The sequence below is a fragment of the Streptomyces sp. NPDC086766 genome (assembly GCF_044746005.1).
Taxonomy (GTDB): Bacteria; Actinomycetota; Actinomycetes; order Streptomycetales; family Streptomycetaceae; genus Streptomyces.
The window spans coordinates 211500-236637 of record NZ_JBIVBI010000005.1 but is presented as its reverse complement, the minus strand read 5'-3'; the positions used below and the strand labels follow the sequence as shown (position 1 = coordinate 236637).

At 71.3% G+C, this 25138-nt stretch carries 20 protein-coding genes and 1 tRNA gene; 14 read left to right on the top strand and 7 right to left on the bottom strand.

The window, feature by feature from the left end:
* Positions 1-40 precede the first annotated feature (40 nt).
* The 5 genes from ACIPM1_RS11735 to ACIPM1_RS11715 all read left to right on the top strand — a co-directional run bounded on the left by ACIPM1_RS11735 (position 41) and on the right by ACIPM1_RS11715 (position 6265).
* Positions 41-841 carry a hypothetical protein gene (locus tag ACIPM1_RS11735; protein ID WP_402432353.1) on the top strand — a complete coding sequence of 267 codons (801 nt, stop codon included), beginning with the start codon at positions 41-43 and terminating at the stop codon, positions 839-841.
* Between the two features lie 111 nt (positions 842-952).
* Positions 953-1897 carry an RNA polymerase sigma-70 factor gene (locus tag ACIPM1_RS11730; RefSeq protein ID WP_402432350.1) on the top strand — a complete coding sequence of 315 codons (945 nt, stop codon included), beginning with the start codon at positions 953-955 and terminating at the stop codon, positions 1895-1897.
* A gap of 107 nt (positions 1898-2004) precedes the next feature.
* Positions 2005-3198, top strand: coding sequence for an NAD(P)/FAD-dependent oxidoreductase (locus ACIPM1_RS11725; protein ID WP_402432347.1), 1194 nt, complete (start codon positions 2005-2007; stop codon positions 3196-3198).
* A 737-nt stretch (positions 3199-3935) separates the two neighbouring features.
* Complete coding sequence (locus ACIPM1_RS11720) at positions 3936-4781, top strand: hypothetical protein (RefSeq protein ID WP_402432344.1); 846 nt, start codon at positions 3936-3938, stop codon at positions 4779-4781.
* Positions 4778-6265, top strand: coding sequence for an NADH-ubiquinone oxidoreductase-F iron-sulfur binding region domain-containing protein (locus tag ACIPM1_RS11715; RefSeq protein WP_402432341.1), 1488 nt, complete (start codon positions 4778-4780; stop codon positions 6263-6265). Before ACIPM1_RS11720 ends, ACIPM1_RS11715 begins: the two co-directional genes overlap by 4 nt.
* A 335-nt stretch (positions 6266-6600) precedes the next feature.
* Here ACIPM1_RS11715 and ACIPM1_RS11710 read toward each other — a convergent pair whose 3' ends face one another.
* The gene (locus ACIPM1_RS11710; protein ID WP_402432338.1) at positions 6601-6945 is read right to left on the bottom strand and encodes a helix-turn-helix domain-containing protein; all 345 of its coding nucleotides are present in this window, start codon (positions 6943-6945) and stop codon (positions 6601-6603) included.
* Between the two features lie 618 nt (positions 6946-7563).
* Here ACIPM1_RS11710 and ACIPM1_RS11705 point away from each other — a divergent pair.
* Complete coding sequence (locus ACIPM1_RS11705; protein ID WP_356184827.1) at positions 7564-7938, top strand: hypothetical protein; 375 nt, start codon at positions 7564-7566, stop codon at positions 7936-7938.
* Between the two features lie 220 nt (positions 7939-8158).
* On the opposite strand, the gene ACIPM1_RS11700 is transcribed toward ACIPM1_RS11705, so the two are convergent.
* Entirely contained in the window at positions 8159-9856 is a 1698-nt protein-coding gene (locus ACIPM1_RS11700; protein WP_402432335.1) for an MFS transporter, read from the bottom strand.
* Between the two features lie 494 nt (positions 9857-10350).
* Between ACIPM1_RS11700 and ACIPM1_RS11695 the strand changes: the two genes are divergently transcribed.
* Complete coding sequence (locus tag ACIPM1_RS11695; protein WP_402432332.1) at positions 10351-10671, top strand: hypothetical protein; 321 nt, start codon at positions 10351-10353, stop codon at positions 10669-10671.
* A 125-nt stretch (positions 10672-10796) separates the two neighbouring features.
* On the opposite strand, the gene ACIPM1_RS11690 is transcribed toward ACIPM1_RS11695, so the two are convergent.
* Positions 10797-10870 (bottom strand) — tRNA-Gly (locus tag ACIPM1_RS11690).
* Between the two features lie 524 nt (positions 10871-11394).
* Between ACIPM1_RS11690 and dcd the strand changes: the two genes are divergently transcribed.
* The 3 genes from dcd to ACIPM1_RS11675 all read left to right on the top strand — a co-directional run bounded on the left by dcd (position 11395) and on the right by ACIPM1_RS11675 (position 13609).
* Entirely contained in the window at positions 11395-11970 is a 576-nt protein-coding gene (gene dcd / locus ACIPM1_RS11685; protein WP_356184816.1) for a dCTP deaminase, read from the top strand.
* An 11-nt stretch (positions 11971-11981) separates the two neighbouring features.
* Positions 11982-12491 carry a phosphoribosyltransferase gene (locus ACIPM1_RS11680; RefSeq protein ID WP_402432329.1) on the top strand — a complete coding sequence of 170 codons (510 nt, stop codon included), beginning with the start codon at positions 11982-11984 and terminating at the stop codon, positions 12489-12491.
* Positions 12492-12814: 323 nt separating this feature from the next.
* The gene (locus ACIPM1_RS11675; protein WP_402432326.1) at positions 12815-13609 is read left to right on the top strand and encodes a hypothetical protein; all 795 of its coding nucleotides are present in this window, start codon (positions 12815-12817) and stop codon (positions 13607-13609) included.
* Between the two features lie 82 nt (positions 13610-13691).
* On the opposite strand, the gene ACIPM1_RS11670 is transcribed toward ACIPM1_RS11675, so the two are convergent.
* The 3 genes from ACIPM1_RS11670 to ACIPM1_RS11660 form a co-directional block, all read right to left on the bottom strand.
* The gene (locus tag ACIPM1_RS11670; protein ID WP_402432323.1) at positions 13692-14684 is read right to left on the bottom strand and encodes a Yip1 family protein; all 993 of its coding nucleotides are present in this window, start codon (positions 14682-14684) and stop codon (positions 13692-13694) included.
* Positions 14685-14824: 140 nt separating this feature from the next.
* The gene (locus tag ACIPM1_RS11665) at positions 14825-16276 is read right to left on the bottom strand and encodes an FG-GAP and VCBS repeat-containing protein (RefSeq protein ID WP_402432320.1); all 1452 of its coding nucleotides are present in this window, start codon (positions 16274-16276) and stop codon (positions 14825-14827) included.
* A 311-nt stretch (positions 16277-16587) separates the two neighbouring features.
* A complete protein-coding gene (locus ACIPM1_RS11660) occupies positions 16588-18270 on the bottom strand; it encodes a recombinase family protein (protein ID WP_402432317.1) in 1683 nt (560 codons plus the stop codon).
* On the opposite strand from ACIPM1_RS11660, the gene ACIPM1_RS11655 reads away from it, so the two are divergent.
* Entirely contained in the window at positions 18220-18627 is a 408-nt protein-coding gene (locus ACIPM1_RS11655) for an antibiotic biosynthesis monooxygenase family protein (protein WP_402432314.1), read from the top strand. The genes ACIPM1_RS11660 and ACIPM1_RS11655 overlap by 51 nt on opposite strands.
* Positions 18628-18707: 80 nt before the next feature.
* Here ACIPM1_RS11655 and ACIPM1_RS11650 read toward each other — a convergent pair whose 3' ends face one another.
* Positions 18708-20990 (bottom strand): (Fe-S)-binding protein, encoded by a 2283-nt coding sequence (locus ACIPM1_RS11650; RefSeq protein ID WP_356184793.1) that lies wholly within the window; start codon positions 20988-20990, stop codon positions 18708-18710.
* Positions 20991-21217: 227 nt separating this feature from the next.
* On the opposite strand from ACIPM1_RS11650, the gene ACIPM1_RS11645 reads away from it, so the two are divergent.
* From ACIPM1_RS11645 to grpE, 3 genes are all read left to right on the top strand, one after another.
* Complete coding sequence (locus ACIPM1_RS11645) at positions 21218-22495, top strand: MraY family glycosyltransferase (RefSeq protein ID WP_402432309.1); 1278 nt, start codon at positions 21218-21220, stop codon at positions 22493-22495.
* A 93-nt stretch (positions 22496-22588) separates the two neighbouring features.
* Positions 22589-24433: a molecular chaperone DnaK gene (gene dnaK, locus ACIPM1_RS11640; RefSeq protein ID WP_356184786.1), complete on the top strand. Its 1845-nt coding sequence runs from the start codon at positions 22589-22591 to the stop codon at positions 24431-24433.
* Complete coding sequence (grpE, locus tag ACIPM1_RS11635; RefSeq protein WP_402432305.1) at positions 24430-25116, top strand: nucleotide exchange factor GrpE; 687 nt, start codon at positions 24430-24432, stop codon at positions 25114-25116. The genes dnaK and grpE overlap by 4 nt, the downstream gene beginning before the upstream one ends.
* Positions 25117-25138 lie beyond the last annotated feature (22 nt).

Genomic DNA, 25138 nt, shown 5'->3' with positions numbered 1-25138 from the left:
CGCCAGGCGCCCTGTGCGGAGTCACCGGTAGGTACCCGCCATGCCTGATCAGCTCGCCCTCGACCCGTACGCGATGTGGCGGCACGCGCTCGCCGAGGTGGACCGGGTCTTCGCCCCGCCGCCCGAGCTCGACCGGCCGGTGGAGGGGTGCACCTTCTGCACGCCGGAGCCGGAGCTGCGCGTCCTCGGCGGCGACCCGGCCGCCGTACCGGAGGATCTCCTCGGGCATTTCCTGCGCGAGGTCGTCGACCACTGGAGCGCCGACCAGTACCCCGTCCTGTGGCGTCGCCTGCTGCCCCGTGCCCTGCGCCATTGGGGCCCGGACGGCTCCGGCACCGACCCGTCCGGGGAACTCGACCGTCTCGGCCCGCACGGAGCCCGGCTGGTCGACTGGCCGGTCTGCGAACGTACGGCGGTGGAAAGGGCCTTCCGGGCCCTGCTCGCGATCGCCGTGACCGACGGCCGGTCCCCCGGGGAGATCACCGACCTCGTGGAAGGCATCGCCGGCGCCACGGACGGCCTGGGGCCGTGGCTGGAGCACGTGGCGGGACTGCCCGGCCCCGAGGCGGACGCCGGCCTCGTCCGGCTGGTGCTCCACTGGGCGACCGAACTCCTGTGGGAGGACTTCCGGTTCTGGTACTACGACGGCGATCCGCAGGCCGTCGCCGACTGGCTCCTCACCCAGCAAGACCGCATCGCGGCCTTCGCCGCACGGCATCCGCGCTGCAAGAACGCGTCGGACGCCCTGACGGCGCTCGCCCACCTGCGAGCAGGGGCCGAGAGCCCCTGGCTGTACCCGTACAGCGGGGCGAGCACGTCGTGCTTGCCGCTCGGCGCGTGACGCGCACCGGGAACGGCCGGGCCGCCGGCGCGTCCCGCGGCCGCCTCGCGGCCGGTCGGTCCACCTGATGTGCGGGGGAGTACGGCCCCTCCGGGAGCTAGGATCCGGGCCATGGCCCTGACCGTGAACGACGTGGAACGGTTCGAGGCCTCCAGGCCTCGCCTGGAGGCCATCGCCTACCGCCTCCTCGGCTCCGCGAGCGAGGCCGAGGACGCCGTGCAGGAGACGTTCCTGCGCTGGCAGGCCGCCGACCTCGATCACATCGAGGTCCCCGAGGCATGGCTGGCGAAGGTCCTCACCAACCTGTGCCTCAACCAGCTCACCTCGGCCCGCGCGCGGCGCGAGACCTACGTGGGCCAGTGGCTCCCCGAGCCGCTGCTCGCCGGGGACCCGATGCTCGGCCCGGCCGACACAGCCGAACAGCGCGAATCGGTCTCGTACGCCGTCCTCACCCTGCTGGAGCGCCTCTCCCCCACCGAGCGGGCGGTGTACGTGCTGCGGGAGGCCTTCGCCTACCCGCACCGGGAGATCGCCGAGATCCTCGACCTCACCGAGGCCGCCAGCCAGCAGATCTTCCACCGGGCCAAGAAGCACGTCGCGGACGGCAGGAGCCGCACCGAGATCGACGAGGCCGCCGCCCGGCGGATCGTCGAGGAGTTCCTCGCGGCCGCCACCAGCGGCCGGACCGAGCCCCTCGTACGGCTGCTCACCCAGGACGCCGTCTCGATCGGCGACGGCGGCGGGAAGGTCCCGGCCCGGGCCAAGGCGTTCGAGGGCGCGCTCGCGGTCGCGAAGTTCATGCGGGGCCTGTTCAAACCGAGCAGGGCCAAGCGCGTCCTGGCCGGCGGATCCCCCGAGGTCTACGCCACGACCGCCAACGGCGATCCCGCCGTCGTGGCGGTCGTCGAAGGCCGGGTCGTCGGCGTCATCTGCCTGGAGGTCACCGCGGGCGGCATCGCCGCGTTCCGCAACCAGGTCAACCCCGACAAGCTCGAACGGGCGACCCGGCGGTGGGCGTCCGCCGACCACGGTGACCCCCTGCTCCACGCCTTCTGACCCGGAGACTTCCGACCAGATGTGAGGTGCTTCACATCGCCCTGTTGTCAGGAAAGGGCGGCCGGCCCGGTTCAAGTGGCGAACCCGCTGACGACAGGAGCCAGGAAATGCAGCACCGCATCATCGTCCTCGGAGCCGGATACGCAGGAGCCATCGCCGCCGGGCGCCTCGCGGGACGACTGCGCCGCGAGGAGGTCGCCGTCACCCTCGTCAACGCCGAGCCCGACTTCGTCGAGCGCGTCCGGATGCACCAGCTCGCGGTCGGCCAGGAGCTCGAGCCGCGGCCCTTCAGCGAGATGTTCGCGGGCACCGGCGTCGAACTGAAGCTCGGCAAGGTCACCGGCGTCGACGTCGACCGCAAGACGGTCACGGTCCTCGCGGCGAACGGCGTCGAGGAACTGGCGTACGACACCCTCGTCCACGCCCTCGGCAGCGGCTGGAACGGCCACGACGTCCCCGGCGCCGCCGAGTACGCCCACGAGATCGCCGGCCGTCCCGGAGCACTGCGGCTGCGGGAGCGCCTGGCCCGCCTGGACGCCGGCCGGCCCGTGGTCGTGGTCGGTGGCGGCCTCACCGGACTGGAGGCCGCGAGCGAGATCGCCGAGGCCCGGCCGGACCTCGACGTCGCCCTCGTCGCCCGCGGCGGCCTGGGCGACTGGCTCTCCGGCAAGGGCCGCGGGCACCTGCGCAAGGTCTTCGGCAAGCTCGGCGTCACGGTGCACGAGCACACCACCGTCACCGGCGTCGAGGCCGACCGCGTCACCACGGCCGAGGGCGGGACGATCCCCGCCGCGGTCACCGTGTGGACCACCGGCTTCGCCGTCCACCCGATCGCGAAGGCCACCACCCTGGAGGTCACGGGCACGGGCCGGATCGTGGTCGACCGGACCATGCGCTCGGTCTCGCACCCCGACGTGTACGCCATCGGCGACGCGGCCATGGTGACGGGCCCCGGCGACAAGCCGCTGCGCATGTCGTGCGCCTCGGGCGTCCCGACCGCGTGGCAGGCCGCCGACGCCATCGCGGCGCGCCTGACCGGCAGGAAGCTCCCGAAGGTGCCGCTCCGCTACTTCAACCAGTGCATCTCGCTGGGACGGAAGGAAGGCCTGATCCAGTACGTCACCGCCGACGACCGCGCCGTGCGGATCGCCCTGACGGGGCGGACCGCCGCCCGCTACAAGGAGTTGGTCTGCAAGGGCGCCGCCTGGGGCGTGGCCCACCCGTTGCTCGTGCCGGCCCGGCGCCGTCACGTGGTGCGGGAGCCGGCCCGGGCGGGCTCGGCGGTCGGGACGCCGGCCTGACGCCTCCTCAAGGGCGCGCAGGCTGCGGCGGCGTGCATCGCCGGGAGGCCATGGAGGTGCAGTGCCGATGCGCTGGGTCCCGTTCGCCCTGCTCACCGGTCCGACCCTGCGCGGCACGGGGGCCTGAGCAGGGTCGTCATGGCGCTGCTGTGGCGGCTGTCCACCCGGGAGCGCGAGAGCGGCAGGACCGCCGGGCCGGCGGGGCCCGTCGGCATGGTGACCGTGGTGGCCCCGTGGGCCTGCGCCGTGGCCGCGGGCCGGCCGCCACGGCCGAGGCGGGAGCCCCGTCAGCCGGTGATCGTGCGGGTTCTCGCGGCACATCGGCGACGGCTGCGCTTCCGCCGGCGTGGGCAGGCTGGTGGAGAACGGCCAGGCCGGCGCGGATGGCCGGGCTTCCAGGCCGGGCGACGCCGAGCCCGAGATCCTGACCCGGCCCCTGGCCGCTGCTCGGTGAGTCTGGTCACGCCGCTCTCGGTGGCTACTACGGACGGTCGTGGGCCACAACGCCCGCCGCCCGGCGACGATCCGGTGCCGGGGCCGGGCCCCGCTACGGTCGTAGGTCGTACCGGAGGCGGTTGGCACGGGGCCGGCTGCGAGCTAACGATGGCTCCTGCCGTGTCGCGCCGCAGGTGCCACGCTCCCCGGCGGCGCGCTGCCCCGGCGTGGGCATGCGGAACCACGATCCGGCCCGCCACGGCCCGGCCGTGTCATCCGAGCGCGAGGAAGAAGGTGCCCCCATGCCCAGCGTCGCCCTGCTCGCCCGGCCCGCGGTCGGCACTGCGCCGGCTGGAGCAGCGGGCCGGGTGATGGCCTTCCTGGACTGCTTCGACGGTGTCTTCGCCCTGCTCTCGCTGACGGCCGTGGTGGCATGCGGGCTCGCCGCCACCGACCGGCTGGTGCTGACCCCCCGGCTGCGGGTGGCCGTGCAGTCGGTGCACCGGGCGAGCGCCGTCGCGGCGCTCGGTTTCCTGGCCACCCACATCGCGGTCAAGGTCGTCGAGCGGCACGCCGCTCCGCTGACCGCGGTGGCCCCCTTCACCCGCGGCGCCGCCCTCTCGGTGAGCCTGGGCACCGTCGCCGCCGACCTGCTCGTGCTGATCACGGCCACCGGTGTGCTCCGCGGCCGGTTCGCCGGCAGCCGGCGCCCCTGGCTGTGGCGGGTGCTGCACTCGACGGCGTACGTCTGCTGGCCGGTCTCTCTGGCGCACGGGCTGACGGCCGGGCGCACGGCGCACGCGTGGGTGCTCTGGGGCTACGGCCTGTTCGCGGCCCTGGTGGCGCTCGCACTGCTGGTCCGTGCGCTTTCCGGCCTGGGCCGCCACCGGAACCTGAGCCGCCGTCGGCGCGGCGCCAGGGCTTATCGGCCCGCCGCGGTCCGCCCGGCCGCGCTGGCCGACCTGTCCACGCGGTCGGCCCGGCCCCTCACCGGCGCCCGCCCGATCGCCTGGGCTGCCGGGCCCGCGGCACTGACGAAGGCGGCTCGCCGGTCCCCGCAGAGTGCCGGCCTGTCCGGGCAGCCCAGGCACGCCGCGAAACCAGGGCCCCGACCGGTCCGCCTGGCCCAGCCGGGGAGCAGCGAGTGAAGGACGCCCCGCTGAAGCTGCCCGAGGTGCGCCACCTGGATGCGGCCCGGCTGACGGCCGGCCTGGACCGCCACCGGCGCCTGGACCTCGCCGCGCACACCCGTGTCCACCCGCCGCTCCGCCCACCGGGCCGGGACGGTCTGCTCGCCCTGGCCGAAGCCGTCGACCTGTCCGGCCGCGGCGGCGCCGGCTTCCCCTTCGCCCGCAAGGCCCGTGCCACGCTCGCCGCCGCCGACCGCACCGGCGCGCGGCCGGTCGTCGTGGTGAACGGCGCGGAGGGCGAACCGGCCAGCGCCAAGGACAAGATGCTGCTCGCCCGCGTGCCGCATCTGGTACTGGACGGTGCCTGCCTGGCCGCGGCCGCGTTCGGCGCCGAGGAGATCGTGATCGGCGTCGCCGCGGGCAGTCCCGGCGAGATGTCGGTCCCGGCGGCCCTCGCCGAGCGGGAACTTCCCTGCCGGGCCCGGACCGTGTGCCTGCCCGACCGCTTCGTCTCCGGCGAGTCCGGGGCCCTGATCCGTGGCGTCAACGGCCTGCCGGTGGTACCGGCGCCGTTGAAGGCCCGCGCGGCCGGCGGCGGAACGGGCGGGGTGCGGCGCCGTCCGACGCTGCTGTCCAACGCCGAGACCTGGGCCCAACTCGCCGTCGCGGCCCGGCTCGGACCTGACTCCTACGCCTCCGTCGGCGCCGCCGGTGAACCCGGTACGGTCCTGCTCACCGTCAACCGGCCGGGTGCTGATCCGCTCGTGGTCGAGGTTCCGACCGGCACCCTGTTGGGCCCGGTACTGGACGCCTGCGGCCTCCAGCCCGGCGCCGGAGTGCTGGTGGGCGGCTACCACGGCGCCTGGCTGCACCCGTCGGACGCCGTCGGCGCGCCGCTCTCCCGTGCCGGCCTCGCCGGCCTCGGCGGAACCCTCGGCGCGGGCGCGATCGTCGCGCTGCCCGGCGACACCTGCCCGCTCGGTGAGACCGCCCGGGTCGCGGCCTGGCTGGCGACCGAGTCCGCCGGCCAGTGCGGACCGTGCAAGCGCGGCCTGCCCGAAGCCGCCGAGGCCTTGATGGTGCTGGCCGCCGGTGCCGGCGAGCCCGCGGTGCTGGAGGACGCCCGGCGCGCCCTCGGCGCGGCTCAGGGCGGTGGCGCCTGCTCCCATCCGGACGGCACGGCCCGCTTCCTGCTCACCGCGCTGGACGTCTTCTCCGAGGACGTCGACGCCCACCTGTCCGGCCCCGGCTGCGGCCGTCCCGTGCGCGGCGTCCTGCCCCTCCCTCCTGCGAAGGGCGCCCGCCTGGAGGTGGACTGGTCCCGCTGCGCCGGCCACGGTCTGTGCGCCGTCCTGGCTCCCGAGCTCATTCGCCTCGGCCCGCACGGTTACCCCACCTCCACCACCATCCCGGTCGCCCCCTGGCAGGAGCACGGCGCCCGCCGCGCCGTCAACCAGTGCCCGGCCCTGGCCGTGCGTCTCCGGCATCGCGGGTTCCGGTGATCGGTGCCGGGAGCGCCCGAAGTGGCGCTTGTCACAGAGGGTTCTCACTCTCGGAGGGATCTCCGTGCGAAGGCACCGTGTGAACACGGGATGCAGAGGACTTTCGGAGATGGCCCACAGAAGGGGCCCCTTCGTCTCCGCAGAGAGATCCTGGTCCTGACCGCGGCGGCGATGGGCGCCTACGCCAGAGTGCTGGTCACCGCCGCGCCGATGCCGCCGAGCAAAGCACCGGCCGTCCCGGTCGCCGGGGGAGGCGGCTCCCGCTCCGACGCCCCGAGGGACTCAACCGGCAAGGAGGAGTCTGCGTACGACGGGACACGGTGGCGCCCGCGTCTTCAGCAGGAGCTGGAAGTGCCCGCCGATTCACCGGCGGCACGGCGGTACGCGGCGTTGATGCGCTGTGCCTCCTCGAGCTGGTCCTCGAGGATGACGATCCGGCAGGCGGCCTCGATCGGGGTCCCCCTGTCGACGAGCTCGCGGGCGCGAGCGGCGATCCGCAACTGGTAGCGGGAGTACCGGCGGTGTCCTCCCTCCGAGCGGAGCGGAGTGATCAGACGGGCCTCACCGATGGCTCGCAGGAAGCCCGGGGTGGTGCCGAGCATCTCGGCTGCCCGGCCCATCGTGTACGCGGGATAGTCGTCGTCGTCCAGACGATCATTGAGAGGGTGGTCCGCTGTCATGTCACCTCGCTGTGCAACGCGTCGAGGGGCCCTGGTGCCGTACGGCACCAGGGCCCCGAAGGAAATTCAACACCATCTGTCGGCCCTATTGCTGTGCCGACCTTCTGTTTCCGCTGCCCGGCCCGGCAGGCGGGGGAGCGGGGATCGCGGCTGCGTGACCGGGGACCACCATCCAATCCGGGGTCTTGCGGTACCCGGGCCGAGTGCTTCTCGGTCCGGGCGATCCTGATGGCGTCTGCTCCTCCGTTTCTCTCTGAACCGACAACTGCGTGGAGCGGTACTGCCGTCGGCGGCTCCTCGACCTGCGAGCCGCCCTGCGTACTTCGTGTTCCGCCACTCGCCAGTTCGTGTCTGGCGGGTCTCGTTCGACCGTGTCTACGAGATGAAGCGTAACCATGCCGGCAACGAATGTCTACTCTGGCAAAGATAGATTTCACCTCCTTGGCGGAGCAGGAACCCTGCCACCTGCGGTATTGGCTCACGCGGGTCGACGTGCGCTGCGACACGGCGGCGGAGCGGCCCCCAACGCCTGGTCGGGAGCCGCCCCCCGTCGCCCGCGGGGCGGTTTCACGCCCCGCTGGGCGCTTAGGGGAGCGTCAGTGAATAGGCTCTGCTGTCATGTCGAACCCTGATGAGCTGCTCGTCGCCATCTCGGCCGCGGTGGAGTCCGAACGAAGCAATCAGATGGCGCTGACGGTGGTCGTCGGCGGTGCCGTCATCACCGGCCGGCTGGCTCCCGAGGCGGTGTGGAGGGAGCGGGTGGCGGAGGTCCTCAAGGACTCGGACCGTCTCGGCCCGTTCTCCGACGTCTTCGCCAGCGGGCCGCGGGCGAACCGGCCCGGTCGCGGTGAGGCGCCCACGCATCTGCACTTCCATCTCGCCCGGATCCTGCAGGGCAGCCTCGGGATCCCCGAGACGGGCGGCATGTACCGAGTCGCGATCAAGGACGTCAGCGCTTGGACCGTGGGCGATCTCAGCTACTTCGACCGGTGAGACGCCGTCTCCGCCCCGTCGCCCGACCAAAGGTCTGCGAGCGGACGACGGCATGGAAGTGGTGCCCCGCCGACGCCGACGCGTGTCGGCGGGGCCCCGGATCACTCACACGGCGGGCGGGGCGGCCGGGACGCCGCGCCCCGCCGTCCGGCCTCGCCGGAGCGAACGGTCCTGTGAGATCGGGAACCCCTCGACTGCCGAGGACGACCCAGGACGTGCATCACCGCGGCCGCGGCGCGCGCGTTCGGACCCGCGGGATCCGGGACGCCACCAGGCATCCCGCAGCCGCCAGCGCGGCCATGCAGACGACCCCCCAGGTCAGTGCCCGTTCGCGGGCGTAGGCGTTGATGCGGACGACTTCCTGGGAGGCGCCCTGCGCCACACCCCGTGCCTCGAGTTTCGCGCGGACCGCCTGGTCGGTCGCCGCCGTGATCTGGACCTGCCTTTCGAGCGCCTCCTTCGTCAGCTCTTTCTGAGTCGACGTCAGGACGGTGCTGCCGTCCGTCCTGGACTCGAAGGAGTGGAGCAGCGTCGTGGTCATGACGGCACCCGCCAGCGCCACGCCGAGGGAACTCCCGAGGTAAGTGCCACTGCGCGAGAGCCCCGTCACGTCGCTCACCTCGTCCGGCGGCGCGGCCGACTGGATGAGGTCGGTGACCGTCGTGGCCAGGCCCTGCCCCACACCGACGAGGAACAGACCGGGTGCCAGCGCCAGGCCCGTGGCCGTGATCCCCCGGCGCGGGTCGAACAGGGCGGCGACGACGACACAACCGGCGAGGAGGAACACGAACGACCACATCTGGGCGGCGCGGTGGGTCATCCGCTGGGCGGCGACGAGCCGTGCGGCCGGCGCGGCGGTCAGCATCAGCCCCAGGGTCGTCGGCAGCAGCGTGACACCGCAGTGGAGCGCGTCGAAGCCCAGGGTCGTCTGCAGGAACACCGGTACGAGGAAGAGCGCCCCGTTGGGCACCAGGTACTGCATCGCCTGGGTCTGCGTGCCGGCCCGGACGGTGCGGTTGCGCAACACGGACAGCCGCACGAGGGGATCCCTGCCCCGCTCGACCAGGTGGCGCTCCCAGACGGCGAACGCGGTCAGCACCACCAGCCCGATACCGGCGAGGACGGGCACGGGCGACAGGCCGCCGCGGTGGAACAGCGTGTGGCCGAAGACCTCGACGTCATGCCGGGCCCTGAGCAGGCCGAACCACCCCGCCAGCAGGATGGCGACGACCAGCAGCCCGACTCCGGCGGCGGACAGCAGTGCCCCGGGCACATCGAAACGCTGCCCGGGGCGCGCGGGCGGCGACTCGGGTTCGGCCGGCCGCCGCATGAGGAGCATGACCGCGACCGTGACCACGGTGCCCATGAGGAACGACACACGCCAGCTGGAGTAGTGGGTGATGAAGCCGCCGAGCAGGGGACCGGCCGCCGCGCCGATGCCGCCGATCGTGCCCAGCGCCGACAAGGCCCTCGTCCGCGTGGCCCCGGAGAGCGCCTCGGTGAGCAGGGACAGCAGCGCGGGAAGCATCAGCGCGACGCCGATCCCCTGCAGCAGCGGCCAACCGACCAGCATGAACGCCATGTTCGGGGCGAGTGCGGTCACCAGCGTGCCCACCGCGAACACCCCCGCGCCGAAGACGAAGGTGCGCCGGTACCCGTGGCGCGCCCCGATCTTGCTCGCGGCGATCAGGGACGCGGCCACCACGAGGGAGTACAGCGAGATCGCGGACTGCACGGCGATCAGCGTGGTGTGCAGATCCCTGACGATCGCCGACAGCGCCACGTTCATGGCGGTCGAGGTGTACGTCATCAGCAGGTTCTGCAGGGCGAGCGGAAGGAACAGCGCCCCGAACTCCGGGCCGGGCCCATCGCCGGCCGGTCCGCCGACGGTCCGCCGCTGTCTGCCGCGTCGCCCCACGGTTCCGCCCTGCGTCTGCTCGCGTCTTCCGAGGCCGGCCCGGACCGTGCTCCGAGGCCCTGAGCCGGCCATGTCGCGGCTTCGCCTGCGGCCCAGGGTGGCACACGGCGTTCGCCCAGCCCCGCCAAGACGCCACCGAATCGGGCGTCGTCACCCGCCACTCATTCGAGGGTGCACCCGTTCGCGTCGTCGGAGAGCCGGCGACAGGCAACAAACCCCCGGCCGGTTGACCTGCGGTTCCCTTCGGTGGCGGCACGGGGAATACCCGCTGCTTCCCCGGCGGCATGGTCGCCCTCTTCGACCGCATCACCCCCGTGTCCCCGACAAGGCATTCGTGCCGACCATCGCTGAAAGCACCGCAGTCTTGATCCGGAAAGGCTATTGAGGTCGACTTGAGTGCTGACCTGGGCAGACGGCCAGGCTCCGACGTCGTACAACCTTCCCGATCCCTCGGGTGTCTGAGCGTCACTGGGAGCTGAAGGGAGAAGTGGGAAGTGGAAGGCACCGTGGGCGGGGCTCTTGTCCTCGCCGGCCGGCCGGTGGTCACCCCCGTCAATTGGGTGGAAGCCCTCTTCGTGTTGAGCTGGGTCGCCCTGCTGGGAGTCCTCTGTTTTCTCGTCGCCGTCGACTACCGCAATCTTGGTCTCTGGGTCTACGACTACTTGGATCGGAGGAACACCGTCACTGCCAGGCCGATGATGACTCCGGATCGCTTCCGGGTCGTGGCGGGTGCGATGGCAGCGGTCTTTCTGTGTGTGCTCGTCTATCTGCTGGGCGGACTCGTGGTGGACGCCGGCGCCGGCAGGCACACGTAGCCGGTTCGGAAGATCGCGTATGCGGATCCCGCCTGAGCCGGCAAAACGCTGACCTGCGCGTTCCCGGGCCGCGCACCGGTCTGGAGAACAAAGAACCCCCGGGCCTCTGGCCTGGGGGTTTTTGCTGGAGCGGGTGACGAGAATCGAACTCGCGCTCTCAGCTTGGGAAGCTGATGTTCTACCATTAAACTACACCCGCGTAAGACGCCGGATCGCCCGGTGTCGAATGCTCGCCCACTGTACCCCATGCGTGGCCCCCGGTGCTCAAGCCGAGGGGCCTGAGTGCGTTTCAGGGGAGTGGGAGGTGTGGTGACGGGGCTGCGGGGTACCGGAGTTGGGGCGTACGGTGGTTCGGTGGAGCAGGGGCCGGGTGGGGTCGGAGTGCCGCCTGGAGCGTCGTCTCTTCCATCCCGTAATGTGCCTTTTGTCGTCAGGTGGCAGCAGCCCGACGCGGCTCTGGGGAAGGGACTCTAGGACTTGATGGAGCGCACCGTCGTCCGTTGTGCCGATGGGCACGTGTTCAGCACCGCTTCGTTCCCGATGCAGAAGGCCGAGCGGCTCGGCCCCGGTCGGCTCATGCGCTGTCCGGGGTGTTCCCGGCTCCGCAGTGTCGTGCCGGTGAGCTTGGAGAGGCGATAGGGCGCTCGGCAGAGCGGCTGATCACAGGCGCGCGGGGCCGGTCACGATTGTGGCCGCTCCGCGCGCCTTGCGTATCCTCGGGGCGTGCTTCTCTCAGACAAGGACATCCGGGCCGAGATCGACGCCGGCCGGGTGCGGATCGATCCCTACGACGAATCCATGGTGCAGCCGTCGAGCATCGACGTGCGACTCGACCGCTACTTCCGGGTGTTCGAGAACCACCGCTACCCCCACATCGACCCCTCCGTCGAGCAGCCCGACCTCACCCGGCTCGTGGAGCCGGAGGGCGACGAGCCGTTCATCCTGCATCCGGGCGAGTTCGTCCTCGCCTCGACGTACGAGGTCGTCTCGCTGCCGGACGACCTCGCCTCGCGGCTCGAGGGCAAGAGCTCGCTCGGGCGGCTCGGGCTGGTCACCCACTCCACCGCCGGCTTCATCGACCCCGGTTTCTCCGGGCACGTGACGCTGGAGCTCTCGAACCTCGCGACCCTGCCGATCAAGCTCTGGCCCGGTATGAAGATCGGCCAGCTGTGCATGTTCCGGCTGAGCTCGCCCGCCGAGTTCCCCTACGGCAGCGAACGCTACGGGTCCCGGTACCAGGGCCAGCGCGGACCGACCCCCTCCCGGTCCTACCTCAATTTCCACCGGACGCAGGTGTGAGTGACACGGGCATGAGCGACATACGAGAGAACCTCAGCTACGAGCAGTTCGGCGTCGCCGTCCGCGAGCTCGCGCAGACCATCGCCGACGACGGGTACCAGCCCGACATCGTCCTGTCGATCGCCCGCGGCGGCGTCTTCGTGGCGGGCGGTCTCGCCTACGCCCTGGACTGCAAGAACATCCACCTGGTGAACGTCGAGTTCTACACCGGGGTCGGCACCACGCTCGAGATGCCCGTCATGCTCGCGCCCGTTCCCAACGCCATCGACTTCTCCGACAAGAAGGTCCTGATCACCGACGACGTCGCCGACACCGGCAAGACGCTCAAGCTGGTCCGCGACTTCTGCCTCGACACCGTCGCCGAGGTGCGCAGCGCCGTGGTCTACGAGAAGTCCCAGTCGCTGGTGAAGTGCGAGTACGTGTGGAAGCGCACGGACGAGTGGATCAACTTCCCGTGGAGTGTCCTGCCTCCGGTGCACAAGTCGGGTGAGGCGCCGAAGGAGAACAAGGAAGCCCTCTGACCTGCGGATCTGCCCGCGTCCGCTGCCACCGGCGCGGGCTCTTCCGGGCGTGCTCCGGGGGCCCGCCGGCCCGGTGACCGGCCCCGGGCAGGGTCGGGGAGCCGTGGCGACGCCTGCGCCGGCGGAAGGCCGACGACGCGACCGCGAACCTCCAGGACGACCGCGGTACCGGCCACGGACCGGCCCTCGTGCAGGGTGATCACCTGACCGACCGCTCCACGCCTTTGCGAAGCCTGGGTGATCCAAGGGCTGGAGTCCTGGTGATCCTCGGTGCGAGGGTCCCCCAGCAGTGCGGTGTCCGGCATCTGCGTGGGGGTCCACACATGCTCGTCATGGAAGCGCTCGTCGCCCTGCTCTGCCTCGGCGCCGGGACCTTGCTGGTGCGGCGCGGTCTGCGCAGTTGGCGTACGGAGGCTCCCGCCGGGGACCGCTCGGCGATCCTCATCCCGGGCATGAAGGACGGGACCGAGCGGGCACTGCTCCCGCTGGGAGTGTTCTCGTACTTCCTCGGCTCGCTCTTGGGGACTGTTGTCTGTCTCCATGCCACCCACCACATGGGTGGCGCGAACCGACACCTGTCGTTGGCGCCGGCGATCGTGCTGCTCGTCCTGCTGGTCGGCACGACCGCCAGTGCCTTGACAGTCGTCGCGATCACCACGGTGGGCAGGCCCCGCTGCCTGGTTCCTCCGCAGCTCCGGCGGCGACAGGGGGCCGCCGACCCAGCCGGGTTCGCCGAAGACGTTCCGGTCGGCGACGACGATGACGACGGGTCCGCGCGGGGCGGTTACCTGATCAGCGTGGTGCCCGGGGCGCTCACGACGACGCTGGCCGAGCGGATCGGCTCCATGCGGGCGGACAGCCTGTCGGTCGCGGTCTCCCACCGGGAACTGCTGCCGGGCGGGAACTACCTGCTGGGCGGCCCCGGGGAACCGACCTGCGAGGTGGTCCAGATCGCGGAGGGAGAGCCGATGCCGCCGGGTGGGCCCCTGCGTGTGCGGCGGGGGAGATTCCGGACCATCGCGTCCACCCACCCGGCGGGTACCCCGGTCACTCCGGTCACCGCCGAGTACGTCGAGGACTGGGCGCGGTGGGTCCCCGGGGACGCCCCACCCGCGTGAGCGCGTGACGGGGTGATCGCGTGACCGGCGTGAGAAGGGCCCCCGGCGTGCGTCCGGGGGCCCTTTCGTGTGCGGTCGGGCGTCAGAAGGTGCCGAGCTTCACGATCGACAGCAGGGCGATCAGCTGGATCGCGCTCGCGCCCAGCGCCTTCGGCCAGGGCAGGTCGTGGGAGCGGCTGACCATGAGGGTCATCAGGGCGCCGGCCCCGACCCAGGTGGCCCAGCCCAGCAGCTGCACGAAGCCCGCGTCGCCGCCGAGGAACATGGCGACGAGCAGGCGCGGCGCGTCCGTGAGCGACATGATCAGCATGGACAGGCCGACCGTGGGCTGCCAGGCGCCGTCGCCGCCGAGCTGGCGGGCCACGGTGTGGGTGACCACGCCGAGGACGAAGGAGCTGATCACCATCGCCACGGCGGTGACCAGGACGATCGGGACCGCGTTCGAGAGCGTGGCGTTGATGGCGTCCTGGCGGGCGCCGTCGAAGCCGAAGACGGCCAGCAGGCCGTAGAGGAAGGTCACGGTGAGGGCGGGACCCCACATCGTGTAGTCGCGCATCTGGAGGAACGTCTGGTTGGGGGCCAGCACGATCCCGCGCAGCAGGTCCTTCCAGTGCAGCCGGGGGCCGATCGGGCCGGCCGGGGCCGCACCGGCCCGGTAGGTCCCGCTCTGCTGGTACGGGTCCTCACCGACCGAGAAGGCCTGGGTGTGACCCGGGTTGTTGGCCGCGTACGGGTCGGGGCCGCCCTGGGCGTAGGACCCGTCGCCGAAGTACTCCGGCTCGCCCTGGCCGCCGCCGTTCGACTGCGGCCACTGGCCGCCCCGGGCCCCGCCGCCGTTCCCGTACGGCGGTTGCTGCTGCGGGTACGGCTGCGGCGCCGACGGGTAGCCGTACGACTGCGCCTGGGGCGCCTGCTGTCCGTACGGGGGTTGTTGGGGGCGCGCTTGCGGGGCCCGGTTGTCCCGGCCGCCGCGTCCGTTCCTGAATCCAGCCACGTCTTCGAACGTACCTGCTTCCGCAGAGTGACGTGCGAGGCCGGGGCATTCGGGACCGGCTTTGCTGCCGAGCTGTGACATCCCCTAGGGGGATCGCGGGAGGGCTGTCCTACCTGAGCAGGCCCCTGCTCCATCCGGAGGAGGGGCCTGCTCCGTCCGGAGTACGGGGCCGCTTGCTCCATCCGGGTTGCTCCGGCTCCCTCCCGCCGCCTCCGTAAGGCTCAGCCGCCCAGTACGTTGCCGAAGTACGCGGTGCCCGACGGGCCGCCCAGGGTGGTGCTGCCGAAGGACGTGGCGCCGGTGGCCGTGGTGCCGGAGGAGGAGCCGCGCAGCACCCAGACCGACCCGGCCCCGTCGTTCTCGCCGCGGGCGCCGGCCACCAGCTCCGCCCGGCGGTCGCCGTCGGCGTCGGTGAGGAAGACCGCGTCGCCGAAGAAGTCCTGCGACTCGGCGGTGCCGGGGACGCCGGAGGTGTCCTGGGAGAAGGACTTGGCGCCGGTGCCGGTCAGGCCGGTCGCCGAGCCCCGCAGCACGACCACCGCGCCGGCGCCCTGCTTGGCGCCCAGGTCCTCGTCGGGGACGCCGACCGCGATGTCGGGGTAGCCGTCGCCGTTGGTGTCGCCGGCCGCGAGGCTCCAGCCGAAGGCGTCGCCCTTCTCGGCCGAGCCGGGCACCCCGGCCGTGTCCTGGGTGATGCGGACCGGCGTACGGCTGCTCAGCCCGCCCGAGGCGCCGTAGGTGACCGTGAGCGCGCCGCCCGGGCCGCCGTTCGGCTCGGTGGTCGACTTCTCCATGAAGTTGCCGGTGACGATGTCGCCGTAGCCGTCCTTGTCGACGTCGGCGACCACGGCCGCGTAGCCGCCGGCGAGCTTCTTGCCGGGCGTGGGACCGCCGGCGGAGCCGGTGTAGAGGACGCTGCGGGTGCGGTACTCGCCCGTGCTGGTCTCCTCCTGGCCGAGGACCACCAGGTCGGTCCTGCCGTCGCCGTTGACCTCGCCCGCGACGAGGGAGCTCGGGACGACGCCAGTCTGCTCCACCGGGTCGATGCCGAGGAGCGAGGCCGCCTGGCCGGTGCGGGAGAGGGGGCCGCGGAAGACGCTCAGCGAGGGCGAGGCGTTGTTCAGGGCGGCCAGGTCGGTCTTTCCGTCGCCGTCGAAGTCGCCGGCCGCGACGGACCAGCCGAGCTCGTTGCGGTACTTCGGCAGCGGGGAGGAGATGTCGGTGCCGGAGGTGATGCCGGCCGCCCCGCCCCAGAGGACCGTGAGCGTGCCGTAGTCGCCGGTGGAGCCGATGCGCTCGGCGTGCACGCCGACCACGACGTCGGTGTAGCCGTCGCCGTCGAAGTCGCCCGTGGTCAGGCGGTCGCCGAAGTAGTCGCCCGACTCGGGGGTGCCGGGTATGCCGGTGGTCGCCTGGCTGATGATCTGCCGCTTGGCGGTGTCGAGGCCGTGGGAGGTGCCGTAGACGACGGCGACGTAGCCGGCGCCGGACCTGCTGGAGACCTTGGCGAGGGGGGCGGCGATCACGACGTCCCGGTGGCCGTCGCCGTTGAAGTCGCCGGAGAGGCCGGAGGGGGCGGCGGCGGCCGTGGGGGCGGGCAGGACGGTGAGCAGGCCGGTGGTCAGGGCCGCGGTGAGGGTGGAGGCGGCCAGCAGAAGAGTGCGCTTGCGCATTCCGGTCCGTTCTGGGGTGGGTGGCGGTCGGGCCCGGGGCGGGCCCGGCGGGCGCCGGGGTCGGCGATCAGGAGACCCCCCGCCAGAGGTAAGGGTTGTACGTGAATCCGGTAAAGGTTCGGGTCGGCTGCGGAGATCTCTGATTCCGCGTGGCCGTACGCCCCGGCCGGTATGCCCGTCGTCCGCCCGTGGGGGCAGGGGGCAGGGGGCAGGATGGGGCCACGAGCGTCGTGAAGAGAATGAGGAAGCACCACCCGCGCGTTCCTCCCACCAGAGACGCCCGAACGGGGCTCAGAGGGGCACCCGGGTGCCTACTTGACTGGTGCCTCTGCCCAGTGCACGGCCACCCGTTCCGCCGTGTTCGCATTCCGGCCCCTACCCACGCTGCGTGCCACGCTCACGCGGTCAACGAACAGCGCAAGGAACTCCCGTCGTTTGGAAAGGGCCCAACCGGCCCACGTCGACTCTGGCCCCAGCGGGTCACCCTCCGGGGCCGTCCACTCCGAGGGGATCGCCACCGTGCCGGCCTCGGCGGTCCCCAGTTCTTCCACACGTCCGGCCGTTCGTGCCTCGTGCGCTGTCAACCGCTCCACGGACTCACGGAACATCTGGTCACCCACGGCACCTGCGTACAAGCCTGCCTGCCGGTCGACATACAGCGTGCGGAGCGCTTCCCGCACGTGTTCCAACTCGACGCGTGCGGCTGTTAGTTCGGCCTGTCGCTCGCCTGTGTCCGCTTGCGCTGCAAACCGGCGTGCGGCCTCGGCGAGCCATTCGAGATCTTCGGGGTCTTCGGGGTCCAGCGCTGTCAGGCGGGACCACACGGTACGGGCCACCACGTCATCAGCTGCGTCCATGTCGATGGCCAGACCACCGTGTCCCGGTACGGCGCCGAACTGGGCCCGGTTGCAGCGGTAGAGCGGCTTGCCGTTGCGCTTGTCTGTGACCATGGAGCTACCGCAGACCTCGCAGAACAGCATCCCGGCGGAACCGAGCAGGGACGGCACGGAACGGCCACCCTGGCGAACCACTCGGGGCGTGCGACCGTCGAGTACGTCCTGAAGCCGCCACCAGTCATCGGCGGGAACGATGCCCTCATGCGCCACCAGCGGGGCCCCTGAGTCGTCGCGCAGGATGACGCGCTTGGTCCCCTGGCGTTCGGCGGCGTAGCCGGCAAGGCGCGGGTCACGGAGGATGCGGAGCACAGTGGACGACACCCACGTCGTACGCTCCAACGGCTGGCTTGTGCCTCGCGCCCGGCGGGCCGTCACCCGCGCTGACATGTCCGCTGCTTTGGTCGGTACGCCCTCCGTGTTCAGCTTGCGAGCGATGGCCGATGCTGTCATGCCATCCAGCGCCCAGGACACCATGTCGCGCACGTACGGGGCCTCAGCCGGATCGGAGATCAGCTTGACCACCACCAGATCTCCACGCGGCTCACGCGTCGACTGGAAGCCATACGGGGCCATGCCGGACACGTGGGAGCCGGCAGCGCGCAGAGTCTCTTTCGTCGCCGTAATGTACGCGGACTTGAGGTCGCTCTCCTGCTGGGCCAGCGCAGCGATAAGGCCGAAGATCGCGACGCCCATGGGGGTGGAAGTGTCCAGGTAGGGCTCTTCGACGCTGACGAGCAGCACGCCGTGTTTGGCCAACCCCTCATTGATCAGCATGGCCTCAAGGGCGCCCTGTCGGGTGAGGCGGGACAGCGAGAACACGACCACTGCGTCTACGTGCCCGGCGCGAACGGCGGACATCATCTCCTCGAACTCCGGCCGGACAACCTTGGGGTCCCAGCCGGATGTACCGACGTCGGCGAAGTGACCCGCGTTGTCCCAGCCTTTGGCCGTGATCAGTGCCTCGCACTTGGTCCGCTGCGCTTCGGGGGACGACGCGGAGTCGTCCTCACGCTTCCTTGACTGCCGGATGTAGGACACTGCGCGCACATGGTCCGGGTTAGGGGTCCAGTCGGGGCCTCGTCTGACGAGAGGTGTCATGTGCCTAGCGTAGTTAAAATCAATGTGCTGACCGTGCCCGCCGAGCAGCGGGAGACGCTGGAGAAGCGGTTCGCCTCGCGCGCGCACGCCGTGGAGAACTCCGACGGGTTCGAGTGGTTCGAGCTGCTCCGCCCGGTCGAGGGCACCGACACCTACCTCGTCTACACCCGCTGGCGGGACGAGGAGGCGTTCCAGGCCTGGATGGAGGGGCCGATGAAGGCGGCGCACCAGGGCGCCGGAGAGGGTGCGGAGGGCGGAAGGGGCGGTGAGGGCGGAGAGCGGCCGCGGCCCGCGGCCTCCGGCGCCACGCTGTGGTCCTTCGAGGTGGTGCAGCAGGCGGGGCCGAAGGGCGAGTAGTCGGCCCGCGCCCCTGGTACACCACGACGCCCCCACGTCCGTACGGGACATGGGGGCGTCGGTCGTGGTGACGCGGCCGGTTACTTCACCGGCTCCGGCTCCGGCTCGCTCTCGGTCTCCGCCTCGCCCGCCGGGTCGACCGGCGTCTTGACGGAGTCGAGGAGGAGCTGGGCGACGTCGACGACCTGGATCGACTCCTTGGCCTTGCCGTCGTTCTTCTTGCCGTTCACGGAGTCCGTGAGCATGACGAGGCAGAACGGGCAGGCCGTGGACACGATGTCGGGGTTCAGCGACAGGGCCTCGTCGACGCGCTCGTTGTTGATGCGCTTGCCGATGCGCTCCTCCATCCACATCCGCGCGCCGCCGGCGCCGCAGCAGAAGCCCCGCTCCTTGTGGCGGTGCATCTCCTCGTTGCGCAGGCCCGGGACCTTGCCGATGATCTCGCGCGGGGGCGTGTAGATCTTGTTGTGGCGGCCCAGGTAGCACGGGTCGTGGTAGGTGATGATGCCCTCGACCGGGGTCACCGGGACCAGCTTGCCCTCGTCGACGAGGTGCTGGAGCAGCTGGGTGTGGTGGATGACCTCGTAGTCGCCGCCGAGCTGCGGGTACTCGTTGCCGAGGGTGTTGAGGCAGTGCGGGCAGGTGGCGACGATCTTCTTCGCCGACTTCGGCTTGCGGGACTCCTCGGTGACCTTGCCCTCGTCGTCCGTCTCCTCGCCGAACGCCATGTTCAGCGCCATGACGTTCTCCATGCCGAGCTCCTGGAACAGGGGCTCGTTGCCCAGGCGGCGGGCGGAGTCACCGGTGCACTTCTCGTCGCCGCCCATGATCGCGAACTTGACGCCCGCGATGTGCAGCAGCTCCGCGAAGGCCTTGGTGGTCTTCTTGGCGCGGTCCTCCAGGGCGCCGGCGCAGCCGACCCAGTAGAGGTACTCGACCTCGGTGAGGTCCTCGATGTCCCGGCCGACGACCGGGATCTCGAAGTCGACCTCCTTGGTCCACTCCAGGCGCTGCTTCTTGGCCAGGCCCCAGGGGTTGCCCTTCTTCTCCAGGTTCTTGAGCATCGTGCCCGCCTCGGACGGGAACGCCGACTCGATCATCACCTGGTAGCGGCGCATGTCGACGATGTGGTCGACGTGCTCGATGTCCACCGGGCACTGCTCGACGCAGGCGCCGCACGTGGTGCAGGACCACAGGACGTCCGGGTCGATGACGCCGTTCTCCTCGGCGGTGCCGATCAGCGGGCGCTCGGCCTCGGCGAGGGCGGCTGCGGGCACGCCGGAGAGCTGCTCCGCGGAGGCCTTCTCCTCGCCCTCCATCGTCTTGCCGCCGCCGGCCAGCAGGTAGGGGGCCTTGGCGTGCGCGTGGTCGCGCAGCGACATGATCAGCAGCTTCGGGGAGAGCGGCTTGCCGGTGTTCCAGGCGGGGCACTGCGACTGGCAGCGGCCGCACTCGGTGCAGGTGGAGAAGTCGAGGAGGCCCTTCCAGGAGAACTGCTCGACCTGGGAGACACCGAAGACGTCGTCCTCGCCCGGGTCCGCGAAGTCGATCGGCTTGCCGCCGCTCGTCATCGGCTGGAGGCCGCCGAGGGCCGTGCCGCCGGCCGCGTCGCGCTTGAACCAGATGTTCGGGAACGCGAGGAAGCGGTGCCAGGCCACACCCATGTTGGTGTTCAGCGAGACCACGATCATCCAGATGAACGAGGTGCCGATCTTGATCGTCGCGACCAGGTAGACCAGGTTCTGCAGCGTGGGGAGGCTCAGCCCCTTGAAGGCCAGGACCAGCGGGTACGAGGCGAAGTACCCGGCCTCGTAGCCCTCGACGTGGTGGAGGGCGCCCTCCAGGCCGCGCAGCACGTAGATCGCCAGGCCGATGGTGAGGATGACGTACTCGACGAAGTACGCCTGGCCGGCCTTGGACCCCGCGAACCGCGACTTGCGGCCGGGCCGCGAGGGCAGGCTGAGCAGGCGGATCGTGATGAGCACGACGATGCCCAGGACGGTCATCACACCGATGAACTCGGTGTACATCTCGAACGGCAGGAAGTCGCCGATGACCGGCAGCGTCCAGTCGGCCTGGAAGAGCTGGCCGAACGCCTGCGCGAGGGTCGGCGGCAGCGTCAGGAAGCCGACGGCGACGAACCAGTGGGCGAAGCCCACGATCCCCCACCGGTTCATGCGCGTGTGGCCGAGGAACTCCCGCACCAGGGTCACGCTGCGCTGGTAGGGGTTGTCGGTCCGGCTGCCCGCGGGCACGGGCTGGCCCAGCTTGAAGTACCGGACGAACTGTCCGATGGCGCGGGCGAGCAGCGCGACGCCGACCACGGTCAGTACCAGCGACACGATGATCGCGGCGAGTTGCATGGGGGCTCCTCGGGCCTGCGAGGTTCTCTTCGAGCGGCTCCCACGACGGGGATCGCGGGAGAGGACGGAGATTACTAAGCGGTAACTTATGCAGTCCGTCTGAGACTACCCCCATCCTGCGACGCAATGTAGTCGAGCGCGGGGTGATCTCGGTCGCTGAGGGTTGCCTGACGATCCATTCGTGTTATTCGCACCCAATCAGTACATTCACCCCTAATTTAAGAACCGTGCTCTACGGGATCGTCACCGCCATCACCGCTCTGCTCCTCGCCGCCCTGCTCTCGGCGCTGCTCCGGACGCCCGCGCTGCGGCTGGGGCTCGTCGACCGGCGGCGGGTGCGACCGGTGCCGCTGCTCGGGGGCGTGGCCGTGGTGGCCAGCACCTGCCTGGTCGCGGCGGCGGGGGGCTGGACGGGTGCCGCGCCGCTCAGCGACCCGGTCGGCGGGCTGCTGGTCGCGGCGGCCGGGGTCGCCCTCCTCGGCCTGGCCGCCGACCTGTGGCGGCTGAAGACACGGCTCCTGCTGGTGGGCGCGGCCGTCGCGGCCGCCTTCGTGGTGCCCTACGACGAGACCGGGCTGCCCGCCGGGATCTGCGCCGTGGTCTGGATCGCCTGTGTGGCGGCCGCGTTCCGGGGGCTCGACCACGCGGACGGCCTGGCGGGCACGGTGGGTGTGGTCACCGCCTTCGGGGTGGGCGCCTGCGCGGCGGCCGAGGTGATGGACGACCTGGCGGCGCTGCTGAGCGTGCTGGCGGCCGCCCTCACCGGCTTCCTGATGCACAACTGGCCGCCCGCGCGGATCGCGTTCGGCGCGTGCGGCTCCCTGTTCACCGGCTTCGTCCTGGCCTCGGCGGCGGTGCTCACCCGCAGCGGGTACGACTCCCTCTCCAGCGCGGCCGTGCTGTTCGCGCTCACCGCCACGGCCGCCGCCGACGCCCTCCTCGTGCTGCTGTCCCGGTGGCCGGCGCTGTTCCGGTGGCAGGCCCGGCGGCCCGCGCCGCGCCGCGGGCCGGAGCATCTCGCGCACCGGCTGCGCCGGCTCGGGATCACCCCGCCGGGTGCGACCGTCCTGCTGGGTGTGGGCACCTTCTGCGCGGTGCTCGTGGGGGTGCTGGTGCACACGGGCTGGCTGCCGTGGACCGGCGGGCTGTGGGTGGCCGGCGTGGCCCTGGTGGCCGTGCTCGCACTGCTGCGGGTCCGGGGGTCCCGTCGTCCGGGCGAGACCCGTCACACCCGGATTCGGACGGGCGTCCACGGGGCACCGGTGACCGGGAGCCGGACGGGCGTCCACCGGACGGGCCTCCGGGAGACCCCGCCCGTCCGAGGGCGGCCGGGTGGCCGCGAGGTCCCGCCCACCCGAGGGGAGGCGGCCGTCCGCGCGCCCCGGTCCGCCCGCGGCCAGTCAACCGCCCAGGCGACCGGTCGTCACCCTCAGGTCACCCCGCGCCCGCCGCGACAGTCCACATCGGCGCAGGTCAGCGAGTCCTTGCGCGTAAGGGATGGATAAGACTTGAGTCGGAGCGACTCAGGTCTGTTGACCGCATGGCGAGCCTCGTGCACACTTGAGTCCGTTCCACTCAAGTCAGCTGGAGGATTCACCATGGCACGTGCGGTCGGCATCGACCTGGGCACGACTAACTCCGTCGTCAGCGTTCTGGAGGGCGGCGAGCCCACCGTCATCACCAACGCCGAGGGCGCCAGGACCACGCCGTCCGTCGTCGCCTTCGCCAAGAACGGCGAGGTGCTGGTCGGCGAGGTGGCCAAGCGTCAGGCCGTGACGAACGTCGACAGGACCATCCGGTCGGTCAAGCGCCACATGGGCACCGACTGGAAGATCAACCTCGACGGCAAGGACTTCAACCCCCAGCAGATCAGCGCGTTCGTGCTGCAGAAGCTGAAGCGGGACGCCGAGTCCTACCTGGGCGAGAAGGTGACCGACGCGGTCATCACCGTTCCGGCGTACTTCAACGACGCCGAGCGCCAGGCCACCAAGGAGGCCGGCGAGATCGCGGGCCTGAACGTGCTGCGCATCGTCAACGAGCCGACGGCCGCCGCTCTCGCGTACGGCCTCGACAAGGACGACCAGACCATCCTGGTCTTCGACCTCGGTGGCGGCACCTTCGACGTCTCGCTGCTGGAGATCGGCGACGGCGTCGTCGAGGTGAAGGCCACCAACGGTGACAACCACCTCGGTGGTGACGACTGGGACCAGCGTGTCGTCGACTACCTGGTCAAGCAGTTCCAGTCGGGTCACGGCGTGGACCTGAGCAAGGACAAGATGGCCCTCCAGCGTCTGCGTGAGGCTGCGGAGAAGGCCAAGATCGAGCTGTCCTCGTCCACCGAGACCACGATCAACCTGCCCTACATCACCGCGTCCGCGGAGGGCCCGCTGCACCTGGACGAGAAGCTCAGCCGGGCTCAGTTCCAGCAGCTGACGGCCGACCTGCTGGAGCGCTGCAAGACGCCGTTCCACAACGTCATCAAGGACGCCGGCATCCAGCTCGGCGAGATCGACCACGTCGTCCTCGTCGGTGGCTCCACCCGTATGCCCGCCGTCGCCGAGCTCGTCAAGGAGCTGACCGGCGGCAAGGAGGCCAACAAGGGCGTGAACCCGGACGAGGTCGTCGCCATCGGCGCCTCGCTCCAGGCCGGTGTCCTCAAGGGTGAGGTCAAGGACGTCCTGCTCCTCGACGTGACCCCGCTGTCCCTCGGCATCGAGACCAAGGGCGGCATCATGACCAAGCTCATCGAGCGCAACACGACCATCCCGACCAAGCGGTCGGAGATCTTCACCACGGCCGAGGACAACCAGCCGTCGGTGCAGATCCAGGTCTACCAGGGCGAGCGCGAGATCGCGGCCTACAACAAGAAGCTCGGCATGTTCGAGCTGACCGGTCTGCCGCCGGCGCCGCGCGGCGTCCCGCAGATCGAGGTGTCCTTCGACATCGACGCCAACGGCATCATGCACGTCACGGCGAAGGACCTCGGCACCGGCAAGGAGCAGAAGATGACCGTCACCGGCGGCTCCTCGCTCCCGAAGGACGAGGTCGACCGGATGCGCGAGGAGGCCGAGCGCTACGCGGAGGAGGACCACAAGCGCCGCGAGGCCGCCGAGACCCGCAACCAGGGCGAGCAGCTCGTCTACCAGACCGAGAAGTTCCTCAAGGACAACGAGGACAAGGTCCCGGGCGAGATCAAGACCGAGGTCGAGGAGGCCGTCGCCGAGCTGAAGGAGAAGCTCAAGGGCGAGGACACCACCGAGATCCGCACCGCCACGGAGAAGGTCGCCGCCGTCTCGCAGAAGCTCGGCCAGGCGATGTACGCGGACGCCCAGGCCGCGCAGGCCGCGGGCGGCGAGTCCGCCGGCGCCGGTGAGGCCAGGGCCGACGACGACGTGGTGGACGCCGAGATCGTCGACGACGAGCGCAAGGACGGTGCCGCGTGACGGAGGAGACCCCGGGCTTCGACGAGCAGCAGTCTCAGCAGCCCGACGTCCCCTCCGGCGCCACCTCTGACGACGCCGAGCCGCAGGCCGCCTCCTCCTCCCAGGAGAAGGAGGCGGCCCCGGCCGGGGACGAGGGCCGCGTGGCCGGCCTGACGGCGCAGCTCGACCAGGCACGCACGGCGCTCAGCGAGCGGACGGCGGACCTGCAGCGGCTGCAGGCCGAGTTCCAGAACTACCGGCGCCGGGTCGAGCGCGACCGCGTCACGGTCAAGGAGATCGCCGTGGCGAATCTGCTGACCGAACTCCTGCCCGTGCTCGACGACATCGGGCGCGCACGGGAGCACGGCGAACTGGTGGGCGGTTTCAAGTCCGTCGCCGAGTCGACGGAGACCGTGGCGGCCAAGATGGGCCTCCAGCAGTTCGGCAAGGAGGGCGAGCCCTTCGACCCGACGATCCACGAGGCCCTGATGCACTCCTACGCCCCGGACGTCACGGAGACGACGTGCGTGGCGATTCTGCAGCCCGGGTACCGGATCGGCGAGCGCACCATCCGCCCCGCGCGGGTGGCCGTGGCCGAGCCCCAGCCGGGCGCGCAGACGGTCAAGCCGGCCGAGGAGTCGGGCCAGGCCAAGGCCGAGGAGCCGGCCGAGGACAAGGAGAGCGGTGGCCCGGACGAGGGCTGACGTGGACACGAACGCAGGGAAG

What these genes read in the sequence shown, in the direction of transcription:
- ACIPM1_RS11735 (WP_402432353.1), top strand. Translation starts at nt 41, where the DNA reads ATGCCTGATCAGCTCGCCCTCGACCCGTACGCGATGTGGCGGCACGCG.
- ACIPM1_RS11730 (WP_402432350.1), top strand. Translation starts at nt 953, where the DNA reads ATGGCCCTGACCGTGAACGACGTGGAACGGTTCGAGGCCTCCAGGCCT.
- ACIPM1_RS11725 (WP_402432347.1), top strand. Translation starts at nt 2,005, where the DNA reads ATGCAGCACCGCATCATCGTCCTCGGAGCCGGATACGCAGGAGCCATC.
- ACIPM1_RS11720 (WP_402432344.1), top strand. Translation starts at nt 3,936, where the DNA reads ATGCCCAGCGTCGCCCTGCTCGCCCGGCCCGCGGTCGGCACTGCGCCG.
- ACIPM1_RS11710 (WP_402432338.1), bottom strand. Translation starts at nt 6,945, where the DNA reads ATGACAGCGGACCACCCTCTCAATGATCGTCTGGACGACGACGACTAT.
- ACIPM1_RS11705 (WP_356184827.1), top strand. Translation starts at nt 7,564, where the DNA reads ATGTCGAACCCTGATGAGCTGCTCGTCGCCATCTCGGCCGCGGTGGAG.
- ACIPM1_RS11680 (WP_402432329.1), top strand. Translation starts at nt 11,982, where the DNA reads ATGAGCGACATACGAGAGAACCTCAGCTACGAGCAGTTCGGCGTCGCC.
- ACIPM1_RS11675 (WP_402432326.1), top strand. Translation starts at nt 12,815, where the DNA reads ATGCTCGTCATGGAAGCGCTCGTCGCCCTGCTCTGCCTCGGCGCCGGG.
- ACIPM1_RS11670 (WP_402432323.1), bottom strand. Translation starts at nt 14,684, where the DNA reads ATGTCACAGCTCGGCAGCAAAGCCGGTCCCGAATGCCCCGGCCTCGCA.
- ACIPM1_RS11665 (WP_402432320.1), bottom strand. Translation starts at nt 16,276, where the DNA reads ATGCGCAAGCGCACTCTTCTGCTGGCCGCCTCCACCCTCACCGCGGCC.
- ACIPM1_RS11655 (WP_402432314.1), top strand. Translation starts at nt 18,220, where the DNA reads ATGGTCCGGGTTAGGGGTCCAGTCGGGGCCTCGTCTGACGAGAGGTGT.
- ACIPM1_RS11660 (WP_402432317.1), bottom strand. Translation starts at nt 18,270, where the DNA reads ATGACACCTCTCGTCAGACGAGGCCCCGACTGGACCCCTAACCCGGAC.
- ACIPM1_RS11650 (WP_356184793.1), bottom strand. Translation starts at nt 20,990, where the DNA reads ATGCAACTCGCCGCGATCATCGTGTCGCTGGTACTGACCGTGGTCGGC.
- dnaK (WP_356184786.1), top strand. Translation starts at nt 22,589, where the DNA reads ATGGCACGTGCGGTCGGCATCGACCTGGGCACGACTAACTCCGTCGTC.